This is a genomic window from Paractinoplanes abujensis (assembly GCF_014204895.1).
Lineage (GTDB): Bacteria > Actinomycetota > Actinomycetes > Mycobacteriales > Micromonosporaceae > Actinoplanes > Actinoplanes abujensis.
On record NZ_JACHMF010000001.1, the window covers coordinates 3,228,351 to 3,250,052 of the forward strand.

A 21,702-nucleotide genomic window follows, 5' to 3' on the forward strand; every position below is an offset into this window, starting at 1 on the left:
GATCGATCGGCGGCGCTGCGGGCGGCAGGCTTCAGGGTGTCGGAAAGACATCGCCGCACAAGGAGAAACCGATGCGCAAGACTCCCACCTCCCTCGTCGCCCTGAGCGGAATCGTCGCCCTGAGCGGAATCGTGGCCGGGGGCGCCGTGGCCTCCCCCGCGGCCGCGGCCGGGGATCCCGTGCAGCGGAGCCTGAGCAGCCTCGTCACCGTGGACAAGTTCCCGGGGGCGTCGGCTTCGGTGCGGCTGGCCGACGGGCGGGTGCGCCATTACGCCGCCGGGGTCGCGAACCTGCGTACGGGGGAAAAGATGCCGGCCGACGCGCGGGTGCGGATCGCCAGCAACACCAAGATGTTCACCGCTGTCGTGGTGCTGCAACTCGTCGGTGAGGGCAAGGTGCGGCTGGACGAGCCGGTGGAGACGTACCTGCCGGGGCTCGTGCGCGGGGCCGGGGGCATCGACGGGCGGCAGATCACCGTACGGCAGCTGCTGCAGCAGACCAGCGGGCTGCAGGACTACGACGACGTGCTGTTCGCCGATTTTCTCAACGCGCTGCACACCTACTACGAGCCGCACGACCTGCTCAAGGCGGCCTTCGATCGGGCGCCGGAGTCGCGGCCGGGCGAGAAGTTCGCCTACGCCAACACGAACTACGTCTTGGCCGGGCTGATCGTGCAGAAGGTGACCGGGCGCCCGGTCGGTGAGCAGATCACGAAGCGGGTCATCGAGCCGCTCGGGCTGCGCCGCACGTACTGGCCGGCCGACGGTGAGACGACGATCCGCGGCGCGCACCCGCGGGGCTACTTCCCCGCGGTCAACGGGCAGGCCCCGGTCGACATCACCGAGTCGGAGCCGTCGGGCGGCTGGGCCGCGGGCGCCCTGGTCGGCACGCCCAGCGACATCAACACGTTCCTGGCCGGCCTGCTCGGCGGCAAGCTGCTGAAGCCGGCCGAGCTGGCCGAGATGAAGAAGACCGTGGACGCCCCCGGCTTCGACACGGTCGGTGGCTCCCGGTACGGCCTGGGCATCGCCACCTTCAAGCTGAGCTGCGGCGGTTTCGCCTGGACGCACGGCGGCATCGCGCCCGGCTACGTCACGTACGTCGGGCTCGCCCCGTCCGGCCGGGCGGCGTCGATCGCGGTCAACTCGATGGTCGCCGAGCAGGCGGCGGCCGAGCACCTGGACAAGTCGCTCGACACCGCGCTCTGCGGCTAGGTTCTGTCTCGCAACTGAGGCGGGACTGCGGCCACCTCAGTTACGAGTCAGACCCTAGCTCGTCAGCAGCTCGGAAACCGTCACGAAGCGGTAGCCCTGGTCGCGCAGGCCCTCTATCGTCGCGGGGAGGGCCTTCAGCGCGACCAGTCGCCGTTTGTCCCCGGCGTCGTGGGCCAGCACGATCGAACCCGGGCGCACGGTGCCGATCAGGTCGCGGGCCTGGGCGGCGGGGTCGGTGGCGAATGTGCGTTCGCGCATCTGATGCGACCACAACGCGATGTCGTAGCCGAGCGCGTCCGCGGCGAGCACTGTCGAGCCACCCAGGTGCCCGTACGGGGGCCGCATGAGCGTGGCTTCCCGGCCGGTGTGCCGTTTGATCGCCTCGTGCGTCCGTTCCAGCTCGCGGCGCGCCCCGGCCAGGTCGAGCGTGGCCAGGTCGTCGTGGGACCAGGAATGGTTGCCCACCTCGTGCCGGTCGAGCCGGCCCCGGACCAGCCCGGCGTGCTCCTCCAGGTGCCGGCCGACCAGAAAGAAGGTGGCCGGCACCTGGTGCCGGTCGAGCACGTCGAGGAACTGCGGGGTGTAGTCCGGCCGCGGCCCGTCGTCGAAGGTCAGCGCGACCACCTTCGCGGTGGTGGGCCGGAAGTAGTGGATGTGCACGCCGCCCTTGGTCACCGCGCCCAGGTCGTCGGCGGCCGCGGCGTACCCGCCACCCAGCGGCGGCCGGTCCCAGCCGAGCCAGTGCTTCACGTGGTCCGACCCGGCGAACGCCGTGGCCGCACCACCCGCCGCGAGCAGTGTGCCCCGCAGCATCGCGCGTCGAGTAAGCATCGTTCCCCCATGAATGTCCTGGCTGCACAGCCTGGTTGATCATGGGAGGTCACGCCTCGGCCACCCGACTGGTTTCACCGCTCCCCTGTATCGGCCGGAAGTAGGAGCAGTGAAGGGATGCGGACGCTCCGAGGTTGCGGTCGTGAGGTCCCGGTTGCCCTCACGCGAGGGCAACCGGTTGCACGACCTTGGGTGGCCGGCTAGCTCACGACGACCTCCACCCGGACCGTCGCCCCGGCCGGCGCGGGTGGCACGACCACGCCGTCGATCGGCGCGCCGTCCACGATCACCTGCGCGGGGTGCCCGGCCTCCCGGCGTACGGAGATCTCGTAGGTCGCACCCCGGAACACGCGGGTCGCCGTGAAGCCCGGCCAGTCCGACGGCAGCACCGGATCGATCCGCAGCCCGTCGAGCTCGGGGCGGATACCGAGAATCCACTGGGTGATCGCCACGTAGTTCCACGCCGCCGTGCCGGTGAGCCAGGAGTTCTTGGCCTCGCCGTGCGTGGGCGCGTCCTTGCCCGCGATCATCTGCGCGTAGACGTACGGCTCGCAGCGGTGCACCTCGCTGACCGCCTCGCGGGCCGACGGGTTGATCCGCCGGTAGTAGTCGAACGCGCGGTCGCCGTTACCGGTCATCGCCTCGGCGATCATGATCCACGGGTTGGTGTGGCAGAAGATGCCGGCGTTCTCCTTGTAGCCCGGCGGGTAGGACGAGATCTCGCCCAGCTCGATGCGGTAACTCGTGTACGCCGGCTGCTGCAGCACGATGCCGTGCGGGGTGGCCAGCCGCTCGGCCACGCTGTCGAGGGCCTGCGCGGCCAGCCCGTCGTCGAGGCCGACCCCGCCCAGCACGCACATGCCCTGGGGCTCGATGAAGATCTGGCCCTCGTCGTTCTCGCCGGAGCCGATCGGGTTGCCGTAGAAGTCGTACGCCCGGCGGAACCACGCGCCGTCCCAGCCGTGCTCGACGATCACACCGGTCATCTTCTCGGCCGCGGCCAGGCATTCGGCCGCCTCCGCGTCGAGCCCGCGCTGCCCGGCCAGCCCGGCCAGCTCCTTGGCGGCCAGCACGAACTGCCCGGCGATGAAGACCGACTCGGCCGTGCCCCCGGTGACGTTCTCGGTGGTCTGGAACGGCTCGCCCGGGGTGTCGGAGAAACAGTTGAGGTTGAGGCAGTCGTTCCAGTCGGCCCGCCCGATCAGCGGCAGGCCGTGCGGGCCGAGCCGCTCCTGCGTGTAGCGCAGCGACCGTTGCAGATGCTCGTAGAGCGGCGCCTCGCTGCCGGGCTCGTTGTCGTACGGGACCGGCTCGTCCAGGATCGACGCGTCGCCGGTCTCCTTGACGTACGCGGCGACGCCGAGGATCAGCCAGAGCGGGTCGTCGTTGAAGCCGTCGCCGATGTCGTTGTTGCCGCGCTTGGTCAGCGGCTGATACTGGTGGTACGCGCCGCCGGTGGCCATCTGGGTGGCCGCGATGTCGAGGATCCGCTCGCGGGCCCGTTCCGGCACCATGTGGACGAAGCCGACCAGGTCCTGATTGGAGTCGCGGAAGCCCATGCCGCGGCCGATGCCCGACTCGAAGAACGACGTCGAGCGGCTCAGGTTGAAGGTCATCATGTTCTGGTACGCGTTCCAGACGTTGACCATCCGGTTCGTGTCCGCGTCGGGGGTCGACACGTGCAGCCCGCCGAGCAGCTTGTCCCAGCCGGCACGCAGCGTGGCGAAGCCCTCCTCGACCGTCTCCGGGCGTAGCCAGCGTTCGATCACCGGCCGTACGTGCCGCTTGTTGAGCGTTTGCGAGCCGGGCGGGTCGAACTTGTCGTCGCGCGGGTTCTCGGCGTAGCCGAGCACGAAACTGATCTCCCGCGTCTCCCCCGGAGCCAGACCCAGCCGTACGTGGTGGCTCCCGATCGGCTGCCACCCGTGCGCGAGCGAGTCGGTGGCCGCGCCGCGCTCGACGGCTTCCGGGTTGTCCCAGCCGCGGTAGGCGCCGAGGAAGCTCTCGCGCTGCGTGTCGAACCCGGCCAGCGGTTCCGAGCAGGCGAAGTACGCGAAGTGGTCGCGCCGCTCGCGGTACTCGGTCTTGTGGTAGATCACCCCGTCGGCGACCTCGACCTGCCCCGTGGAGAAGTTGCGCTGGAAATTGGTGGCGTCGTCCTGCGCGTCCCACAGGCAGAACTCGACCGACGAGAACAGCGAGAGCTCGGCCGCGGTGTCACGCTCGTTGGTGACCCGGACGCGCCACACCTCGAGCGTTTCGCCGAGCGGTACGAAGTAGAGGGTCTCCGCCCGGATCTTCCGGTAGGAGGAGGCGATCTGCGTGTACGAGAGGCCGTGGCGGCACTCGTAGTCGTCGAGTTCGCTGCGGGTGGGCTGCCAGGACGGGGACCAGAAGTCGCCGGTGACGTCGTCGCGCACGTACAGGTAGCGGCCGCCGAGGTCGAACGGCGCGTTGTTGTAGCGGTAGCGGGTGAGCCGGCGCAGCTTGGCGTCGCGGTAGAACGAGTAGCCACCCGCGGTGTTGGAGACGATGCCGAAGTACGCCTCGGTGCCCAGGTAGTTGATCCAGGGCAGCGGGGTGTCCGGCCGTTCGATGACGTATTCACGCCGCTCGTCGTCGAAGTGTCCGTAGCGCAACAGGTCCCCCTCGGTCTTCTTTGGGAGCGCTCCCATGAGCGTTTCACCTGTCATGTTATGTGTGACGCCGTTCACTTAGCTAGGTCCGCTTCGTTCCGGCGCTACGGCACGAGCACCAGCCGGCCCCTCTGACCACCTTCGACCAGAAGCCGATGCGCGTCGGCCACGTCGCCGAGAGCAAAGACCTTCCCCGTACGCAGGGTGAGGTGACCAGCGGCGGCCAATGCGGACAGTTCCGTCAGCCGCGCGCCGTCCGCGCAGACCTCCTGCACCACCACGGAGGTGGCGCGCAGGGCCGGCGGGGCGAAGGGTGCCACCAGCGCGACAAAAGTGCCCCCGCCGCGCACGGCCTCGTGCGCGGCCACCCCGATGACCGCGGTGTCGATCACCGCGTCGACCCCGCCCGGAACCAGCCGCCGTACGGCCTCCGCCAAGGCACCGTTCCGCGATCGCTCCTCCGCGCCGGCCACGTCGCGGGCGTCGGCCTCCGAGGACCGCGCACCCTCATCGGGCGTCGCGGAAGTGCGGGCGACGAACTCCGCGCCCCGCGAGCGCACCAGCGCCTCGTCGGCCGGGCCGGCCAGCCCCACCGTACGGATGCCGCGCAGCGCGGCCAGCTCCAGCACCAGCGTGCCCACTCCCCCGGCGGCCCCGGTGACCAGCAGCGTCTGCCCCGCCCGGAGTCCCGTCAGCCCCAGGCTGCGGTCGGCGGTCAAGCCGAGCAGCGGCAGCGTCGCGGCCTCGACCGGCGAGGCGCCCGCCGGGGCCGGGGCGACCGCTGACTCGTCCAGGACGACCAGTTCGGCCTGCGTGCCCCGGCCCGACAGCACGTCGCGCAGGCCGATCACCGCGTCGCCCGGCGCGAACCGCCGCACCCCCTCCCCCACCCGGTCGATCTCACCGCTGACGTCCCAGCCCAGCCCGATCGGCGGCGCGGCGGCCAGCAACCCGGCCCGCGCCAGGGCCCCGTCGCGGGTCGAGATGTCGATACGGTTGACGCAGGCCGCCGCCACCCGGATGCGGACCTGTCCGGGCCCCGGCTCGGGCGACGCGACCTCGGCCACGTCGAGCACCTCGGGGCCACCGAACTTACGGATCACTACAGCTCTCATACCTGGAACGCTAGGAACGGAACCCGTACGGCCGGAAGAAGGCACTCGCAGGTGCCCAGGGAACCCGGAGGACACGCCATGACCACGATCCCGGCCGCCGACCGGCGCGAGCACCGGCGCCACGAATACAACGCCGAGCTGGCAGGTTGCCCCGGCCACGAGGTGCTGGCCATCCTGGGCGAGAAGTGGGTGACCCTGGTGCTGGCGGCACTGGCCGAGGGCCCGCTGCGGCACGCCGCCCTGGCCCGCGAAGTGGCCGGGGCCAGCCAGAAGATGCTCACGCAGACGCTGCGCCGGTTGGAACGCGACGGCCTGCTGACCCGCACGGTGACGGCGGCGGTGCCGGTGCAGGTCGACTATCGGCTCACGCCCCTGGGGCAGGCGCTGCTGCCGCTGCAACGCGCCATCCTGGGCTGGGGCGAGACCCACGTCGGCGCGATCCGGGCCGCCCGTGCCGCCTACGACTCCACAGTGGTCCGCTAGCTTGGGGCGATGACGACGACCGAGCTGCTCGCGGCGCTGCCGTTGCTCACCGCGCGGATCCCGGCCGCTCCCGCCCGCCGCCTGGGCCGCCTCGGCGCGCCCGAGGAGGCGGATCCGCACGGTCCGGCACGAGACTGGGACGGCTCCGAGCCGGCGACCGTCCTGCGCGCGCTGGGTCCGCTGCCGGTCGAGCGTCTGCTGGGCGCGCTCGAGCTCACCGTCGGCGCACACAACTGGGACGGCTGGCCCGACCTGCTGGCCGGCCTGCCCGCAGCACCCGCCTTCACCCGGTACGGTTTCCTCTCGTTCGGCACCGAGAGCGACACGACCTCCGCCGTCGCCCTGCTCGAACGGCTGCGTCCCGGCCTGGCCGGTGTGGTGCTGGCCCGGGTCCGCGAACTGGCCACGCAACCGCAGATCGCCGGGATGCTGACCGCCTCACCGGAGGTGACCGACGAGCCCGGGATCGCCGCCGCGCACGGCGCCGCCCACCTGGGCCTGGCCGTGGCGGTGGCCGCCGCGGCGCTGCACCAGGCCGACCCGCCGGTGGTGGTCGACCGGGTCGCCGCCGCCATCGGGCTCGGCATCGCCGCGGCCGCCTCGCTGCTGCGCGGGACGCCGATGCCGGCCGCGTACGCCCCGGCCCTGCGGGCCCGGATCCGCGCCGAATACCTGCTGCCCAGCCACAGCTCCCGCCGGGTGACCGTCACCGGGCACCGGTTCGGGCTGACCGAGCACGAGCTGCCCAAGACGGCCGGCTTCGGCGCCAACGGCCTGGTCGCCGTGGTGGACGGCGGCGTGGTGATCCGGACCGGCGCCGACCACGGCAGCATCCCGGTCGACCTGCTGGTGCTGGCCGAGCCGCCGGCCGAGGTGGACGCCGGCTGGGAGGAGATCGTCGAGGTCAGCTGGCACGCCGCCGAGGGCCGCGCCGTGCTGTCGCCGCCCGACGGCAGCCGCCGGGTCGCTTCCACCCCGCCGTGGCCGGGCGACTACCGGCTGCGCGTCCACGCGCGCGGCCGCGACGAGCAGGACGCCGAGTTCGAGGCGTACCGGCTCGTGGTGTGGGCGGCCCCGGCCGCGCCGCAGACCGTCCTGCAGCGGACCGACCGGCTCGGTCACCGGCTGCGCGGCGAGCCCGAACCCGTACGGGCCCCGAAGCCCGAACACGCGTACCGGTGGATCGGCCGGACCCCGCTGACCGTGGCGGCCACAGTCACCGTCGGCACGGGCACGACCGCGGCCGAAGCGCTGCGCGCGTTCCGGGCGGGCGGCGACCCGGCGCCCATCGACCAGCTCCGTCCCACCGGACCCTGGGCGATGGTTCTCGACCTGGGCGGCGCGGTGCTGATCGTGGAGGAGAACGGCTTCGAGGGTTCACGGGCCGACGTGCTGCAGGCCCTCTCGACCGGCGGCCGGGCAGCCAGCATGTTCTGGAACGTCAACGCCAACACCCGGCTCTCCTTCGCCGCGGCGGGCGAGATGCTGAGCTCGTTCGAGCCGTACACGCCTCTCATCGGCGAAGTTCCGCCCGAGGTCGCCCCGGCGCTCGACGGACTCGACCTCGGCGGGCCGGGCGGGCGTACGGAGATGGGTCTGGTGGCGGTCGAGCGCTTCACCGGCCACGCCCTCACCGAGGCCGACCTGACCCGCCTGTACGACGCCGGTGTCGGCTACCCGCTGACGCGCCCCTAGGCCGGGAGTTCACCGGAGGCGGAGGCCGGCCAGCACCAAGGTGATGACGCCGTCCGCGTCGGCCTCGAACGCCGGATGGTTGTAGGCCGAGCAGATGCCCTGCACGGCCATCATGACCGCGCCGGCGCCCACGTCGTCGCGGACGGTCCCGGAACGGACGGCGCCGGCCAGCAGATCCGTGATGACCTGGCCCAGGGCCTGCGCACCCTCGGCCAGGGTGCCCGTTTGCCCGGCCATCAGCGTCGACAGGGTGCGGGCGAGGCCCTCGTGCGAGCGCAGGTGGTCGACGAAGGCCCGCAGGAAGGACTCCAGCGCCTCGTCGGCGGGGTGCGTCCTCTGCAGGTCGCGGGCCAGGTCGACGATCGCGGCCAGTTCCTCGCGGTAGACGGCCTCGGCCAGGGCCTCCCGCGTCGGGAAATGGCGGTAGAGCGTGCCGGTGCCGACCCCGGCCAGCTTGGCGAAATCGTCGAAGCGCAGGTCGAAGTCACCCCCCGCAAAGATCTCCCGCGCCTTGGCGACGAGGGCATCACGGTTGCGACGCGCATCGGCTCGCAGCGGTTTGGCTTCAGATCGCCGCGCCTCGGCCCCGGTCCGCGACGGCTTGGCTTCAGCCCCCGGCGGCACAGCTCCCGCCCCCGGCGGCACGGCTCCGGCCCGCGGCGGTTTGGCCCCGGCCCGCGGCGGTTTGGCATCGGTCACGCCGGTCCCCCTGAACGGTGCTTGTTGACAAGTGGAGACGATCTCCATATTTTCGAAGTGGAGACGATCTCCGATTATAGGGCAGAGGGTGCACCATGAAGATCCTGATGTTCGGCCGCGGCGTGATCAGTGCGGCATACGGGTGGGCCCTCGAGCGAGCGGGGCATCACGTGGAGTTCTACGTACGGCCGGGGCGTTCGGCGGCGTACGGAGAAGCCATTGACCTTGATCTGCTCGACGCCCGGCGGAAGCCCTGGGGCGAACGGGTCGTCGAGACGTGGCCGGTGCGTTATCGCGAGTCGCTCGACGCCGACCACGACTTCGACCTGATCGTGCTCAGCGTGCAGCATTACAGCTTCGCGCAGGCCGCAGCGTTCCTGGGCCCGCGCGTCGGCCGCGCGACCGTGCTCGTTTTCAACAATCTGTGGGTCGAACCTCCCGCCGCGACCGAGGCCCTCCCCGCCGACCAGGTGGCCTGGGGCTTCCCCGGCGCCGGCGGCGGCTTCACCGACGACGGCACGCTCCGCGCGTCGCTGCTGCCGGTCGTCTTCTTCGGCACCCTCGACCGCCCGGCGACCGAGCGTGAGCGAGTCGTTCGCGGGGTGTTCCGCGACGCCGGCTTCAAGCTGCGCGAAAGCGCCGACTTCCGGGGCTGGCTGCTGATCCACTTCGTGCAGAACGCGGGCCTGCACACGCAAAGCCTGCGCCGGGGCTCACTGGCCGGTCTGACCACCGCCGACGTACGCGAGTCGATCCTGGCCACCCGCGAACTGTTCCCCCTGCTCGAAGCGCGCGGCGTCGACCTGCGCCGGCACCGCGGCGACCTGCTGCCGTTCCGCGCGCCGGTGTGGCTGGCCGCGCCCGCGCTGGCTCGGCTGTTCAAGCACTTCCCCCCGATGCGCCGGGTCGTGCAGGCCCACGCCAACCCCGAGGAGCTGCGCGCGGTCTGCCGCGACACCCTGGCCGACGCCCGCCGCCTGGGCGTGACCGTGCCCCGGCTGGAGGCCGCCGAGCCCTACTTCGCCACCGCCGCACAAACGACCAACAAACACTAACCCTGATTGCGCGGTCACTACACAAACGACCAACACACGCCAGCATGACCGCGCAGCCGTCACGCGAACGCCCACCGAACACCAACCCTGACCACGCAGGCGGCGCACAAACGACCAACAAACGTCAGCCCGAGTTCCACCGCCGCGCTGCGCAAACGACCAGCAAAGGGCAACTCTGACTGTGCGACCGCCGCACAAACGAGCAACAAGCGCCAACCCCCGACTGCGCGACTGCTACGCCAACAGCCAGCAAACGCCAACCCTGACTGCGCCGCCGCCGCACAAACGAGCAACAAGCGCCAACCCCTGACTGCGCGACTGCTACGCCAACAGCCAACAAACGCCAACCTTGACTGCGCCGCCGCCGCGCAACAGGCCAACAAACGCCAACCGTGACTGCGCCGCCGCCGCACGAACGAGCAACAAGCGCCAACCCTGACTGCGCGGCCGCTGCGCGAACGCCAACCCCGACCGCGCAGTCGGCGCGCAAACGACCGACTAACGTCAACGTGACTGTGCAGCTGCCACGTAGACAACGCCGAACCTGATTGCGCCGCCGCTGCGCGGACGGCCGGCAAGCGCCCACCCTCGCCGCGTTGCCGCCAGCTTGACCCAGCGCTTGCAGGCCGGCCGCCAGCAGGGCCGGGACTGTTTCTTCGGCGCGCGCCCGGGGCGCTGGCCGGCCTGGGCATGGCCGAGCAGATGATCGCCGACAACGAGATCGACCTGGCCGCCACCCGGGCCCTGCTGCTGACCGCGTGCCGGGCCCTGGACGCGGGCGGCCCGGCCCGCGAGGAGACGTCGCTGGCCAAGGTCTTCGGCGCCGAAGCCCTGCAGCGGGTGGCCGACCGGGGCGATGCAACTGTGCGGCGGGGCAGGGGTGTCGGCCGATCTGCCGGTGGCGCGGATCGCGCGCGAGATCCGGCCGTTCCGCGTCTACGACGGACCGTCCGAAGTGCACCGGGTGGCGCCGGCTAAGCGGGCGGTCCGCCGTTACGGGACGGTGATGCCGGGACCGGCGTAACGGGTCGGCGCTACGCCGGTCCGGGTGTGATCCGCTCAGGCGGTGGCGCTGGGCTCGGGGGTCGCCGTGTCATCGGGCACCGGGGAGGTCGTGTCGTCGGGGGCCGGGGCGGGAGTCGCCGGAGCCGGGGCTGACGTCGTGGGGGCCGGGGCTGACGTCGTGGGGGCCGGGGCGGTCCTGGTGCGGGTGGCCGAGATGTGCTTGGCGGTGTAGGCCGTGCCCACCCGCGTGCCGGTCACGGTGATGCGGTAACCGGCCACCAGGTCGGCGAGCTTCTTACCGGCCCCATTGAGCACGATCCGCGCGCCCGCGGGCACGGTGATCGTGACGGTGGTGGCCTTGACCCCCTTGGTGCCGGCCTTGGTGGTCACGGTGACGGTGCCGGCCGCCGTGTCGACGCCGGCGACCACACCGTTGGCGGCGAACGCCACCTTGGCGGGCTTGGGCGGCTTCACCGGCTTCGAGCTCGGCTTGGCGCTGCCGGGGGCGGCCGACGGCTTGGCCGCCGAGGCGACAGTGGCGGTGGTCGCGGCCGAACCGGTGACCGCGATCAGAAGGGCGGCGGCGACAGCGAAACGTCGGATACGCACGGGCAACTCCTAGCTTGGGCGGACACTCGAAGCTTGCAGCGGCCAGGTTGCGTCCCGGGTTGCGCGGCGGTTGCAAAAACCCGGTCCCGGCACGGCCCGGTGTCATGGACGCATGGAAGCGGAGAAGCGGTGACGTCGAGCGGCCTCGAACCCGCGCCGGGCTGGGCGGTGGGCACCGCGGGCTTCGCCCGGAAGCTACTGCGCTGCGTTCGCGTCACCGGGGGCGGTGACCGGCCAGCTCCACGACGCGCTCGGCGACCAGCGCGACGGCTCGGGGGTCGAAGAGGATCGTGTAGTGGTTGACGTCGGGCACGAACTCGGTGGGGAAGGGCAGGCCGGCGAGGCTCGATGCGACGTACAGGCCGGGGGTCTGGTCCTGCAGGCCGCGCTCGGCCCAGAGCAGGTGGGCCGGGCACCTCAGGTGGTGGACGGCGTCGACGGTCGTGCGGTCGATCAGCGTGTCGGTGGCGTCGGCGCGTACGGCCTCCAGCGAGCACGACGAGCGCAGCGACGGCGGGGTGCCGGTCAGGTCGCGGGCGACGTACGCGGCGAGCGCCGGGGACCAGTTGTCGCGCAGCGCGGGGTGGGCGCGGAAGAAGTTCAGGTACGCCCGTTCGTCGGGGAACGTCATGCTCAGCCGGCGGATCGCGGGGCCGACGACGGCCGTCAGCACCTCGTCGACGTCGGCGCCGGGCGGGGCCGGGATCGTGACGCCGCCGTCGATCAGCAGGACGCCGCGGACCCGGCCGGGGTGGGCCGCGGCCGTCGCGGCCACCACGAAACCGCCCATCGAGTGGCCGGCCAGCGTCACACTGCCCAGCCCCAGGTGGTCGGCCGTCGCGATCACGTCGGCGACGTGCGCGGCCATCCCGTACGGGCCGGGCAGATCACCGCTGCGGGCCCGGCCCCGCAGGTCGAGGGCGACCAGTTGGACCCGCCCGGCCAGCGCGTCGGCCACGGCCGCGAACGACAGCGCGTTGGCGGTGATGCCGTGCGCGGCCAGCACGACCGGACCGTCGCCGGGCCAGCGCACGGCGCGCAGCGTCCCACCCCGTACGGGAACCTCCAGCTCCTGCATCAGTGCGCCGTCCAGCCGCCGTCGAGCGCGATCGAGGCGCCGGTGATCAGGTCGGCCGCGGGCGTGCACAGGTAGGCCACCAGCTCGGCCACCTCCTCCGGGGTGATCAGGCGTTTGATGGCCGTCCGGTCCAGCATGATCTTCTCGATGACCTCGGACTCGTCGATGCCGTGTGCCGCGGCCTGGTCGGCGATCTGCTTGTCGACCAGCGGGGTGCGCACGAAGGCCGGGTTGACGCAGTTGGACGTGACCCCGCGGCCCGCGCCCTCCAACGCGATCGTCTTGGACAACCCCTCCAGGCCGTGCTTGGCCGTCACGTAGGCCGACTTGTAGGGCGACGCGATCAGCCCGTGCACCGACGAGATGTTCACGACCCGGCCCCAGCCGCGCTCATACATGTGCGGCAGCACCCGCCGGGCCAGCCGGAACGGCGCCTCCACCATGACCTTCTGGATGTGCGCGAAACGGTCGGGCGGGAACTCCGGCAGCGGCGCCACGAACTGCAGCCCGGCGTTGTTGACCAGCACATCGACGTGCGCGGGCAAGGCGTCGACGGCCTCCGGGTCGGCCAGGTCGGCCCGGTACGCCGCGGCCTCGTCGACGTCCACGACCAGCACCTCGGCCCCCGCCGCGGCCAGCCGTGCGGCCACGGCCCGGCCGATCCCACTGGCCCCGCCGGTCACCATGGCCGTCCGTCCGGCCAGGTCCAGCGCGACCACTCGTGTCGTCGTCATGATCCGAACCTATGACGCCGGGCCCGTCCCCGGCCAGTGTGTGCCACGATCAGCCGATGGAGACCCGTGATCTTCGCATCCAGGCCCGTGGAATCACCCAGAATGTGCTGGTCGGCGGGCCCGGTGACGGCACACCGGTGCTGCTCGTGCACGGCAACTGCTCGTCCGCCGGCTTCTGGGCGCCGTTGATTCGGCGGCTGCCCGGCGGTGTCCGGGTCGTGGCGCCCGACCTGCGCGGATACGGGCGCAGCGAGACCGCACCGGTCGACGCCACCCGAGGGCTGGGCGACTTCGCCGACGACGTGACGGCCCTGCTCGACGACCGGGCGCTGTTCCCGCGGGGCGGGCCGGTGGTGGTGGCCGCGCACTCGATGGGGTGCGGAGTGGTGATGCAGATGCTGATCTCCCGGCCCGACCGGTTCTCGGCCGTGCTGCTGGAGGCGCCCCTGAGCCCGTACGGGTTCGGCGGCACCCGCGATCTGACCGGTACGCCCACGACGGCCGACTTCGCCGGCACCGGGGGTGGCACCGCCAACCCGGACTTCGTGGCGCGGATCCAGGCCGGGGATCGCAGTGCGGAGTCGCCCACCAGTCCGTTGTCGGTGCTGCGGTCGGCCTACGTCGCCGACCCGGCGTCGCTCGGGGAGGATGAGGCTTTGCTGCTCGGCACCGTGCTGAGCACGGCCATCGGGGACGACAACTACCCGGGGGACGCGGTCGCGGTCGAGAGCTGGCCGGGGATGGGACCCGGGGACCGCGGGGTTCTCAACACGATGGCGCCCAACCACTTCAATGTGGCCGATGCCCTGGCCGGGGCCGAGCCCAAGCCGCCGATCGTCTGGGTGCGGGGCGATCGGGACGCCATCGTCTCCGACACCTCGCTGTTCGATCTGGCCTATCTGGGGTCGCTGGGGGCGGTGCCGGGGTGGCCGGGGGCGGAAGAATGCCCGCCGCAGCCCATGGTGGGGCAGACCCGGGCGGTCTTCGAGCGGTACGGGAACTTCCGTGAGGTCGTTTACGAAGGGTGCGGGCATTCGCCGCATGTGGAGCGCCCGGACGAGGTTGCTGCCGAATTGCTCACGCTGATCAACGGGGCGTGACTTGCGCTCGGTGGCCTCGGGTGCCAGAGACTCGCTGTGCCGTGCCGGCGAGGCCACCGGGACGGCAGCTCTCCGACTTTCGTCATAGGGCTTGACGTCGGGACTCTCCCGAAGCGCCGACGATTCGCCCAGCGGCTCCCGGCAGGCTGGTGCGATGCGAGAGCACCACGACGTTCGGTCACACTGTCAGGTGATGAGCACGATGATCGGCCGGTGGCGCGAGCGGGCCGGCCTGACCGGCGGGTGGCGTCTGGTCTACGAGGCCGGTGTCGTCGCGCTCGTGACCACGGCCGCGGTGGTGCCTTCGGTGGCCGCGGACTGGTACCGGCTCGCGCCCTGGCTGGTCGGGGTGACCGCGCCGGTGCTGCTCGTGCTGCGCCTGACCCATCCCCTCACCGCCTATGTGGGCGCGGCCGTCGTGGGACTGGGCACGGGCGGGCCGAGCAGCCTGCTGCTGGTGTTCCTGAGCGCCGCGCTGGCCTACCGGGCCGCCCGGTGGTGGCAGGTCGCGGCCGGGCTGGGCGCGGCCTGGGTCTGTTTCCTGGCCTCGATCTTCTGGGAGGAGCCGCCCGACCTCGAGTGGGCTGTCCTCGGCACGCTGCTGTTCGCGGTGCTGGCGGTGCTGCCGGCCGGGGTGGCGCGGCTCGTGCGGCGGCGGCGCTCCCTGCTGGCCGCCATGCACGGCCGCAACGTGCAGCTGCACAGCCAGCAGAACGAGATCGCCCGGCAGGCCCAGATCCGGGAACGGGCCCGCATCGCCCGCGACATGCACGACTCGCTGGGGCACAAGCTCACCCTGATCTCGCTCTACTCGGGCATGCTGCGCACCGCCGAGGGCGAGCAGAAGGCCGAGACCGCGGACCTCGTACGGCAGACCTCGTCGGCGGCGATGACCGAGCTGCGGCAGATCCTGGGGCTGCTCGGGCAGGACGACCCGCAATCGTCCGTGCGTCCCCTGACCGGCCTGGACGAGCTGGCCGGGCAGGCCCGGTCGTCGGGCGCGCAGGTGGAGCTGGTCCGGGAGGGCGAACCCGTGCCGCTGGCGTCGATGACCGAACACGCGGCGTACCGGGTCGTTCAGGAGGGCCTGACCAACGCGCTGCGCCACGCCCAGGGCGGCGCGATCACCCTGTTGCTGCGCTACGAGCCGGACGCCCTGATCGCCGCGGTGACCAACACGCCCGGACTGCGGGTGGTGCGGGCCACCAGCCGGCAGGGGTTGCTCGGGCTGGCCGAGCGGGTCCGGATCGCCGGCGGCCTGCTCTACTACGGGCCCACACCGGACGGCGGCTACCGGGTGGCGGCCACGCTGCCGCATCTGAGCGACGACGCCGCCACACCCCCGCCGGTGCCGGACGACCGGCCGGACTTCGCCGAGGTGCTCGACCGGCACCGCCGCCGGTCGAGGTTCGTGCTGGTCGCGACCGCGTTGTCGGTCGTCGCGTTCCTGGTGCTGTGCGGGGCCGGGGTGTGGCTGTTCGCGGCCTTCGCGGTGGTCGACCGCGAGAAGTACGACGCCGTGCGGGTCGGCGCGCCCGAGGCCGAGGTGCGGGACATGCTGCCGGATCCGGAGGCCGCGACGGAGACGACGGGCGGCTGCCTCGACTATCCGGCGTCGCTGACCGAGCAGCTGCGCGAGGAGTCCGGCGAGTTGAGTTACCGGTTCTGCTTCCGCGACGGCAAGCTGGCCGACAAACAAATCATCCGTGGGGAGCCGTCATGACCGAACCGTTGCGGGTGTTGCTGGCCGACGACGACTCGCTGATCCGCACGGCGATCGACGCGATCTTGCGGCCGGCCACCGGCATCGAGCTGATCGCGCAGGCGGCCGACGGGCGGGCCGCGATCGACCTGACCGTGCGGCACCGGCCCGACGTGGCGCTGCTCGACATCCAGATGCCGGTGCTGGACGGCCTGGCCGCGCTGCGCGAGATCCGCAAGCTGGCCCCGGCCGTACGGGTGGTGGTGCTGACCACGTTCGGCCAGGACGACTACGTGGCCCAGGCACTGGCCGGCGGGGCGGCGGGTTTCCTGCTCAAGGAGTCCGCGGCCGAGGAACTGGAGTACGCGATCCGGGCCGCCGCCGCGGGCAACGCCTACCTGTCGCCGAAGATCACCCGTCAGGTGCTGGAGCGGCTCCCGGCCCCGGCCGTGCGCCCGACCGAGGAGCTGACCAGGGTGGGCACGCTCAGCGAACGGGAGCGGGAGGTGCTGATCCGGCTGGCCCAGGGCTTGAGCAACGCCGAGATCGGCAAGCAGCTGTTCGTCTCCGAGGGCACGGTCAAGACGCACGTCTACCACGTGTTCGCCAAGCTCGAGGTCGACAACCGGGTGCAGGCGGCCATGCTGGCCCAGCGCACCGGGCTGCTCGACGGCTGACCGTCCACGACAACGGCGCGCGATCAACGAAAGTAAGAGGCCGTTCCGGCCGGTCGGCAGACGCCTGGACCCCCTGGTCACGGCCACACTTGAAGGCATGACCGTCACTTTCGAGTCGTGGGAACTGCCGGCCCGCATGGCGCTCGGCGACCAGGGGGTCCGCTACCACGAGGCGACCCCGATCATCGACCACGTCAAGGACCACTGCCTGCGTACGGGGCAAAGCCCGTACGAGGCGTTCGGTGAGCCCCGCGAGTTCGCCGCCCGGGCGGCCGCCCAGGTGCCGGCCGAGCTGCGCGACCCGGTCGACCGGGAGGGCATGACCCCGCGCGACTACCTCGAGGGTCAGCTGCTCGTGGTGACAGGCCTGGTGATCCCGGCGGTGCTGCTGATCGCCGCGATCGACCGCACGTGGACGTTCCCGGCCACCGCGGCCGGCCTGACCGGCAGTGTGCTGCTGATGGTCACGTTCTTCTGGGCGGGCGCGGTGCCCCGGGCCGTCCGGGCGTCGGGCCGGCCGCACCTGGTCCCGTACGCCTGGGTCGCCGCGGCGCTGCTCGTTCTCATCACGGCAACCGCTTTCACCACCTTGCCCCGCGGGCACCTGTTCGACCTGCCGGTCCTGGCCGTGGCCGGGGTCGCCGCGGTGGTCGTGGCCCTGCAGCTGCGCGGCCCCTCCCCCACGCGGCCCCGCGAACCGCAGCCGGAGGGTGACTGGTTCGGCCGCCTCAACGGGCTGCTGATCGGCCGTTACGACCTGACCCCGGAACGGGCCGCCGAACTGACCCGTGAGGCCCGGGCCCGGGGCGGCGACCTGGGCCCGGTCGAGGAGTACGCCCGCACGGTGCAGCAGGGCGAGCCGGTGCGCCGGGACCCGTTCTGGCGGACCCGTCCGGCCCGGGTCATCGGCATCCTGGCTGGGATCGGCCTCGCGGTGCGGGCCTTCGGCGACTGGCAGGCCGACGGGGTGTGGTGGGCCGCCTACCTGATCGCGCTGCCGGGCGCCCTGGGCGGCCTCTGGTTCCTGATCCAGGCCCTGCGCGGCAAGGGTTGAGGCAGCCCGGGCGTGCGCAGGGCGCAGACGACACCGCCTAGAAGGGGATCTCGCCGTTCTCGTCGCTGAAGGTGCCGGTCGGGCCGTCGGGACCGAGGGTGGCCAGGCGGACGACCGTACGGGCGCTCTCCTGCGGGGGCCGGCCGATGCCGAAGGCGACGGTCATGTCGGTGGCGGTGGGGCCGGGTTCGAGGGCGTTGAACTTGATGCCCGGCTCGGATTTGGCGTAGTGGACGGTGAGCATGGTGGCGGCCGCCTTGGACGCGGAGTAGAGCGGCAGCGGCAGGCTGTACTCGGGCCGCTCGGGGTTGGTCACCGCCCAGAACGAGCCCATGCTGCTCGACACCGTGACGACTGTGGGGTTGTCCGACCGGCGCAGCAGGGGCAGCGCGGCCTCGGTGACCCGCACGACGCCCACCGCGTTGGTGTCGAACGCGCGCAGCGCCGCCGGTCCACCGGTCTCGCCCGCGGCCAGGATGCCCGCGTTGTGCACGAGCACGTCGAGCCGGCCCTCGGCCGCGCCGATCGTGGCCAGCGCGCCGGTCACGGAGGCGTCGTCGGTCACGTCGAGCTGCACGAAACGGGCGCCCAGTTCGGCCGCGGCCTTCTCGCCGCGTTCGGGGTCACGGGCGCCGACGTACACGGTGTGGCCCAGTTCGAGCAGCTGCTTGGCGGTCTCGTAACCGATGCCCTTGTTGGCCCCGGTGATCAAAGTGACGGTCATGCGGCAAACGCTAGGCACGCCCGGACGTCCCCGGCAGAGCCCTGCGCAGCCTGGGGTGTGACAGGACCCCCTCTGTGCGGGGCGGCCCGGCCTAGGCTGGTTCCGTGAGCGACTCGACCAACGCCCTCGGCGCCTACCTGCGGGCCCGGCGCGAGCTGGTGACACCCGAGCAGGCGGGCATTCCCGACGTCGGTGTGCGACGGGTGCCGGGGTTGCGGCGCGAGGAGGTCGCCATGCTGGCCGGCATCAGCGCCGACTACTACCTGCGGCTGGAGCGCGGCCGCGACCGCCGCCCGTCGGTGCAGGTGCTGGAGTCGATCGCCCGGGTGCTGCGCCTCGACGACGACCACTGGGCCCACCTGCTGTCACTGGTGGCCGAGGGTCCCCGGCGGCGCCGCCGGCGGCCGCGCAAGGAGGTGCCGCCGGCCGGCATCCTGAAACTGCTCGACTCGCTCGACCAACCGGCGTTCATCGAGGACCGCTATTTCGACATCGTGGCCTCCAACCCGCCGGCCCGGGCGCTGTCCCCGCGTTTCGCGCCGGGCGGCAACCAGCTGCGTGACCTGTTCCTCGACCCGTCCGTGCAGGCGCTGCACCCGGAGTGGAGGAACGTGACGGAGTGCTTCGTGGCCAACCTGCGCCAGGCGGTCGGCACCGACACCGACGACCCCCGCTTCATCGAGCTCACCGGCGAGCTCTCGCTGGCCAGCCCCCGGTTCCGGCAGCTGTGGGGCCGGCACGACGTGCGCGGGCAGATCGGCACCCCGATCAAGATCAACCACCCGCAGGTGGGCGAGATGACCCTCAACCGCGAACGGCTGGCCGTGGGCGGCACCGAGGGCCTGCAGCTCATCGTCTTCCACCCCGACGTCCGGTCGAGCGATGCCGACAAGCTGGCCCTGCTGGCCTCCCTCGGGCAGGACACCACGGAACGGAATCCTCTGGTAAATATCGTTGATGATTAATGCCTTGGCGGCCGCCACCGTGCCGCTCCTGTTCGCCGGCGGGCTGTCCGCGCCCGCCGTCCCCGCGATCACCGGTGCGCTGCTGCCGGTGCCGGCCGGGGCCGTCTCGGTCACCGCCGTCGACGTGTCGCCGCTCGGGGTGGTGGCCGGCACCGCCGACGACCGCCCGCAGCGGTGGGGCCGGCTGCCGGGCGCCGGCTGGTTGCGGCAGCCGCTCGCCCTGCCCGCGGGGGCCACGACCGGCACGGTGGCCGGGGTGAGCGACCTGGGCGAGGCGGGCGGCTCGGCCACCGTCGACGGCGTCCCGCGGGCGGTGCGCTGGTCGGTGACCGGCCTGTCGGCCGGCCTGGTCCCCGGCACCCGGGTCGACGCGGTCGGCCCGCGCGGCCCGCTCGGCGTGTTCACCGCGGGCAGCGAGCCCTTCGGCGAATCCGATCTGGTGGCGCGGGACGGCAGCCGCACCCCGCTGCGGGGTACCCCCGAGCTCGACGCGGGCTACCGCCGTACGGTGGCCTCGATCGGGGGTCCGCAGACCGCGGTGGTGTGGGTGACCGACGGCATCGGCAAAGGCACCACGGCCCGCCCGGTGCTCTTGCGGGACGGCGCCACGCTACGGCTGCCCGTGTTCAGCTCGTTCCTGCTCTCCACCGCCTGCGTCACCCGGGTGCTGCCGGACGGCACCGTCGTCTACAGCGGCTACTCCAACGACAACGGGGCCATCTCCTTCGTGCTGGCCAAGCACGTCGGCGGGGTCCCCGGCACCGACGTCGTGATCAACCGGGCCACCCCGTCGGGCGGCCAGTTCGCCGCCCTGACCTGCGACTCGACGCAGTCGTCGCGGAACGCACTGGCCTCCGACGGCGGCTTCACCGGCCAGGCCGCCGGGCAGGCGGCCTACTGGACCCCGGCCGGCGAGGGCAAGAGCATCCCGTACGCCGAGGGTGAGCGCGCCTCGACCGGCGTCGCCGCGGCGTCCGGCGGACGGGTTATCGTGCGGGCCGAACGCGAGGACGGCTCCCTGAGCTACTCGTTGTGGCACAACGGCGTGCGCACCGCGCTGACCGCCCCGGCAGGCTGGACGATCGGCCACGTGGTCGAGCTGACCGACGCCGGTCTGCTGGTGGCCAACGTCCGCAACACCGCCGGCGTGACCCGCCCCGCGGCCTGGCGGGTGGGCTGACCCCGGTCAGGGCCGGCGCGGCCACGCCGTCGGCGCGCGCCACTTACGGGCCGTCGCGACCAGGCGGAACGCGAAGATGAGGACGACGGTCGTGGCGGTGACCCCCGGCGCCCGGTAACCGAGCGACCAGCAAGCCGCCACGATCAGCGCCCGCCGCGGCGGGCCCGGCGTACAGCTCGGCCTCCGGGCTCACCCGGGCCGGGACCTCGCGGGCCAGGACGTCGCGCGGGACGCCACCACCCACCCCGGTGAGCACGCCGAGGGCCGCGGCCGGCAGCGGGCCCATACCGCAGCCGATCGCCTTCCGGGTGCCCACCACGCTGAACAGGCCCAGCCGAGCGTCACACCTCAGATATTTCGGGCTTCCCACGTGAAGGTGGCCGAGGCGGCCGAGCTCTGCGACGTGTCCGGGATCGAGCTGTCGACGGTGACGGTGAACCGGTACGTCCGCGCGGCCGTCCCCGACCAGGAGGCCAGCGCCGACACGATTCCGGTGGCGTAGCCCGAAGGGAACACGGTGAGCAGGTCGGACGCGGCGTTCGGGTGGGTCGTGGAGTCCCACAGCGTCGTGACGGTGCCGCCGAAACCCGAGCAGCCGAACGCGCCCGCCGTCCCTTCCTCGATCTTGACGTGCAGGTAGTCGCGCAGGCCGGTGCCGCCTGGGCCGGGAGTGTCGCCGGTGGCCGAGGCGTACAGCCGTACGGTCGACGGCAGGGAACCCGCATACGTGACCCGGATGCAGTTGACCACCGTCTGCCCGGGCTTGAGGACGCCCGCGTTGACCTGGTTGGCGCCCGCGCCCGAGGTGACGAACATGGCGCTGCCCGCGTCGTCGTCAGTCAGCACGACGTTGCCGGCCGCCCAGTTGTTGCCGCTGTTGTCGGTGACACCGCTGAACACGGAGTAGCTCGAGCCCGTCACGATCCCGACCGCGGTGACCAGTCCGGCCACGACGGCCACCACCGTCATCCGCTGCCCGTACCACCAGGCGGCGGCCGGGCGGCGACGACGACCGCGGCGCGGAGTCGTTGCAGGTTGTGGCGGCACGTGCGGCGCTCCCGTCCGGAAAGCATGCCTCTTCTCCCCGCTTCGACGGGTTCCGCCCGGATCTGAGCGGCTCAGCCGACGACATCCGTGCTGAAACGT

21 protein-coding genes and 1 pseudogene are annotated in these 21,702 nt (G+C 72.4%); 12 read left to right on the forward strand and 10 right to left on the reverse strand.

What is annotated here, in order from left to right; translation table 11 throughout:
- The first annotated feature begins 71 nt into the window (after positions 1–71).
- Positions 72–1,214 carry a serine hydrolase domain-containing protein gene (locus tag BKA14_RS14615; RefSeq protein ID WP_184951479.1) on the forward strand — a complete coding sequence of 381 codons (1,143 nt, stop codon included), beginning with the start codon at positions 72–74 and terminating at the stop codon, positions 1,212–1,214.
- Between the two features lie 54 nt (positions 1,215–1,268).
- Here BKA14_RS14615 and BKA14_RS14620 read toward each other — a convergent pair whose 3' ends face one another.
- The 3 genes from BKA14_RS14620 to BKA14_RS14630 all read right to left on the reverse strand — a co-directional run bounded on the left by BKA14_RS14620 (position 1,269) and on the right by BKA14_RS14630 (position 5,796).
- Positions 1,269–2,045, reverse strand: coding sequence for a polysaccharide deacetylase family protein (locus BKA14_RS14620; protein WP_184951480.1), 777 nt, complete (start codon positions 2,043–2,045; stop codon positions 1,269–1,271).
- A gap of 200 nt (positions 2,046–2,245) precedes the next feature.
- Entirely contained in the window at positions 2,246–4,720 is a 2,475-nt protein-coding gene (locus BKA14_RS14625) for a glycoside hydrolase family 94 protein (protein ID WP_239093259.1), read from the reverse strand.
- A gap of 65 nt (positions 4,721–4,785) precedes the next feature.
- On the reverse strand, positions 4,786–5,796 hold the full coding sequence (locus BKA14_RS14630) for an NADP-dependent oxidoreductase (protein WP_184951481.1): 1,011 nt from the start codon (positions 5,794–5,796) through the stop codon (positions 4,786–4,788).
- Positions 5,797–5,874: 78 nt separating this feature from the next.
- Between BKA14_RS14630 and BKA14_RS14635 the strand changes: the two genes are divergently transcribed.
- Together BKA14_RS14635 and BKA14_RS14640 are read left to right on the forward strand one after the other, a co-directional pair.
- Positions 5,875–6,279: a winged helix-turn-helix transcriptional regulator gene (locus BKA14_RS14635; protein ID WP_184951482.1), complete on the forward strand. Its 405-nt coding sequence runs from the start codon at positions 5,875–5,877 to the stop codon at positions 6,277–6,279.
- Between the two features lie 9 nt (positions 6,280–6,288).
- Positions 6,289–7,974: a DUF6461 domain-containing protein gene (locus BKA14_RS14640; protein WP_184951483.1), complete on the forward strand. Its 1,686-nt coding sequence runs from the start codon at positions 6,289–6,291 to the stop codon at positions 7,972–7,974.
- A gap of 9 nt (positions 7,975–7,983) precedes the next feature.
- Here BKA14_RS14640 and BKA14_RS14645 read toward each other — a convergent pair whose 3' ends face one another.
- The gene (locus tag BKA14_RS14645; protein ID WP_239093258.1) at positions 7,984–8,673 is read right to left on the reverse strand and encodes a TetR/AcrR family transcriptional regulator; all 690 of its coding nucleotides are present in this window, start codon (positions 8,671–8,673) and stop codon (positions 7,984–7,986) included.
- 95 nt (positions 8,674–8,768) lie between these two features.
- Between BKA14_RS14645 and BKA14_RS14650 the strand changes: the two genes are divergently transcribed.
- The 3 genes and pseudogenes from BKA14_RS14650 to BKA14_RS45555 all read left to right on the forward strand — a co-directional run bounded on the left by BKA14_RS14650 (position 8,769) and on the right by BKA14_RS45555 (position 10,752).
- Complete coding sequence (locus BKA14_RS14650; protein ID WP_184951484.1) at positions 8,769–9,728, forward strand: ketopantoate reductase family protein; 960 nt, start codon at positions 8,769–8,771, stop codon at positions 9,726–9,728.
- Between the two features lie 702 nt (positions 9,729–10,430).
- Positions 10,431–10,568, forward strand: a pseudogene (locus tag BKA14_RS45550) (acyl-CoA dehydrogenase family protein); the annotation flags it as partial.
- A gap of 16 nt (positions 10,569–10,584) precedes the next feature.
- Positions 10,585–10,752, forward strand: a complete 168-nt coding sequence (locus tag BKA14_RS45555; RefSeq protein ID WP_369076725.1) for an acyl-CoA dehydrogenase family protein — start codon at positions 10,585–10,587, stop codon at positions 10,750–10,752.
- A 35-nt stretch (positions 10,753–10,787) separates the two neighbouring features.
- Here the strand turns inward: BKA14_RS45555 and BKA14_RS14660 are convergent, their stop codons facing one another.
- The 3 genes from BKA14_RS14660 to BKA14_RS14670 all read right to left on the reverse strand — a co-directional run bounded on the left by BKA14_RS14660 (position 10,788) and on the right by BKA14_RS14670 (position 13,154).
- The gene (locus tag BKA14_RS14660) at positions 10,788–11,342 is read right to left on the reverse strand and encodes a hypothetical protein (protein WP_184951485.1); all 555 of its coding nucleotides are present in this window, start codon (positions 11,340–11,342) and stop codon (positions 10,788–10,790) included.
- A 214-nt stretch (positions 11,343–11,556) separates the two neighbouring features.
- Positions 11,557–12,420: an alpha/beta hydrolase gene (locus BKA14_RS14665; protein ID WP_184951486.1), complete on the reverse strand. Its 864-nt coding sequence runs from the start codon at positions 12,418–12,420 to the stop codon at positions 11,557–11,559.
- Positions 12,420–13,154 (reverse strand): SDR family oxidoreductase, encoded by a 735-nt coding sequence (locus BKA14_RS14670; protein ID WP_184951487.1) that lies wholly within the window; start codon positions 13,152–13,154, stop codon positions 12,420–12,422. The genes BKA14_RS14665 and BKA14_RS14670 overlap by 1 nt, the downstream gene beginning before the upstream one ends.
- 56 nt (positions 13,155–13,210) lie before the next feature.
- On the opposite strand from BKA14_RS14670, the gene BKA14_RS14675 reads away from it, so the two are divergent.
- The 4 genes from BKA14_RS14675 (at position 13,211) to BKA14_RS14690 (ending at position 17,687) form a co-directional block, all read left to right on the forward strand.
- Positions 13,211–14,254 carry an alpha/beta hydrolase gene (locus BKA14_RS14675; RefSeq protein WP_184951488.1) on the forward strand — a complete coding sequence of 348 codons (1,044 nt, stop codon included), beginning with the start codon at positions 13,211–13,213 and terminating at the stop codon, positions 14,252–14,254.
- Positions 14,255–14,447: 193 nt separating this feature from the next.
- On the forward strand, positions 14,448–15,977 hold the full coding sequence (locus BKA14_RS14680; protein WP_184951489.1) for a sensor histidine kinase: 1,530 nt from the start codon (positions 14,448–14,450) through the stop codon (positions 15,975–15,977).
- Positions 15,974–16,633 (forward strand): response regulator transcription factor, encoded by a 660-nt coding sequence (locus BKA14_RS14685; RefSeq protein ID WP_184951490.1) that lies wholly within the window; start codon positions 15,974–15,976, stop codon positions 16,631–16,633. The genes BKA14_RS14680 and BKA14_RS14685 overlap by 4 nt, the downstream gene beginning before the upstream one ends.
- Before the next feature lie 97 nt (positions 16,634–16,730).
- Entirely contained in the window at positions 16,731–17,687 is a 957-nt protein-coding gene (locus BKA14_RS14690; RefSeq protein WP_184951491.1) for a hypothetical protein, read from the forward strand.
- A 37-nt stretch (positions 17,688–17,724) separates the two neighbouring features.
- On the opposite strand, the gene BKA14_RS14695 is transcribed toward BKA14_RS14690, so the two are convergent.
- On the reverse strand, positions 17,725–18,411 hold the full coding sequence (locus BKA14_RS14695; protein ID WP_184951492.1) for an SDR family NAD(P)-dependent oxidoreductase: 687 nt from the start codon (positions 18,409–18,411) through the stop codon (positions 17,725–17,727).
- Positions 18,412–18,515: 104 nt separating this feature from the next.
- On the opposite strand from BKA14_RS14695, the gene BKA14_RS45035 reads away from it, so the two are divergent.
- Both BKA14_RS45035 and BKA14_RS14705 read left to right on the forward strand, forming a co-directional pair.
- Positions 18,516–19,376, forward strand: a complete 861-nt coding sequence (locus BKA14_RS45035) for a helix-turn-helix transcriptional regulator (protein ID WP_184951493.1) — start codon at positions 18,516–18,518, stop codon at positions 19,374–19,376.
- Positions 19,369–20,556 (forward strand): hypothetical protein, encoded by a 1,188-nt coding sequence (locus BKA14_RS14705; RefSeq protein ID WP_184951494.1) that lies wholly within the window; start codon positions 19,369–19,371, stop codon positions 20,554–20,556. Before BKA14_RS45035 ends, BKA14_RS14705 begins: the two co-directional genes overlap by 8 nt.
- Positions 20,557–20,599: 43 nt before the next feature.
- Here BKA14_RS14705 and BKA14_RS43185 read toward each other — a convergent pair whose 3' ends face one another.
- Both BKA14_RS43185 and BKA14_RS43190 read right to left on the reverse strand, forming a co-directional pair.
- Positions 20,600–20,926 (reverse strand): TRIC cation channel family protein, encoded by a 327-nt coding sequence (locus BKA14_RS43185; protein WP_275412395.1) that lies wholly within the window; start codon positions 20,924–20,926, stop codon positions 20,600–20,602.
- Complete coding sequence (locus BKA14_RS43190; protein ID WP_203722574.1) at positions 20,905–21,525, reverse strand: hypothetical protein; 621 nt, start codon at positions 21,523–21,525, stop codon at positions 20,905–20,907. Before BKA14_RS43190 ends, BKA14_RS43185 begins: the two co-directional genes overlap by 22 nt.
- Positions 21,526–21,702 lie beyond the last annotated feature (177 nt).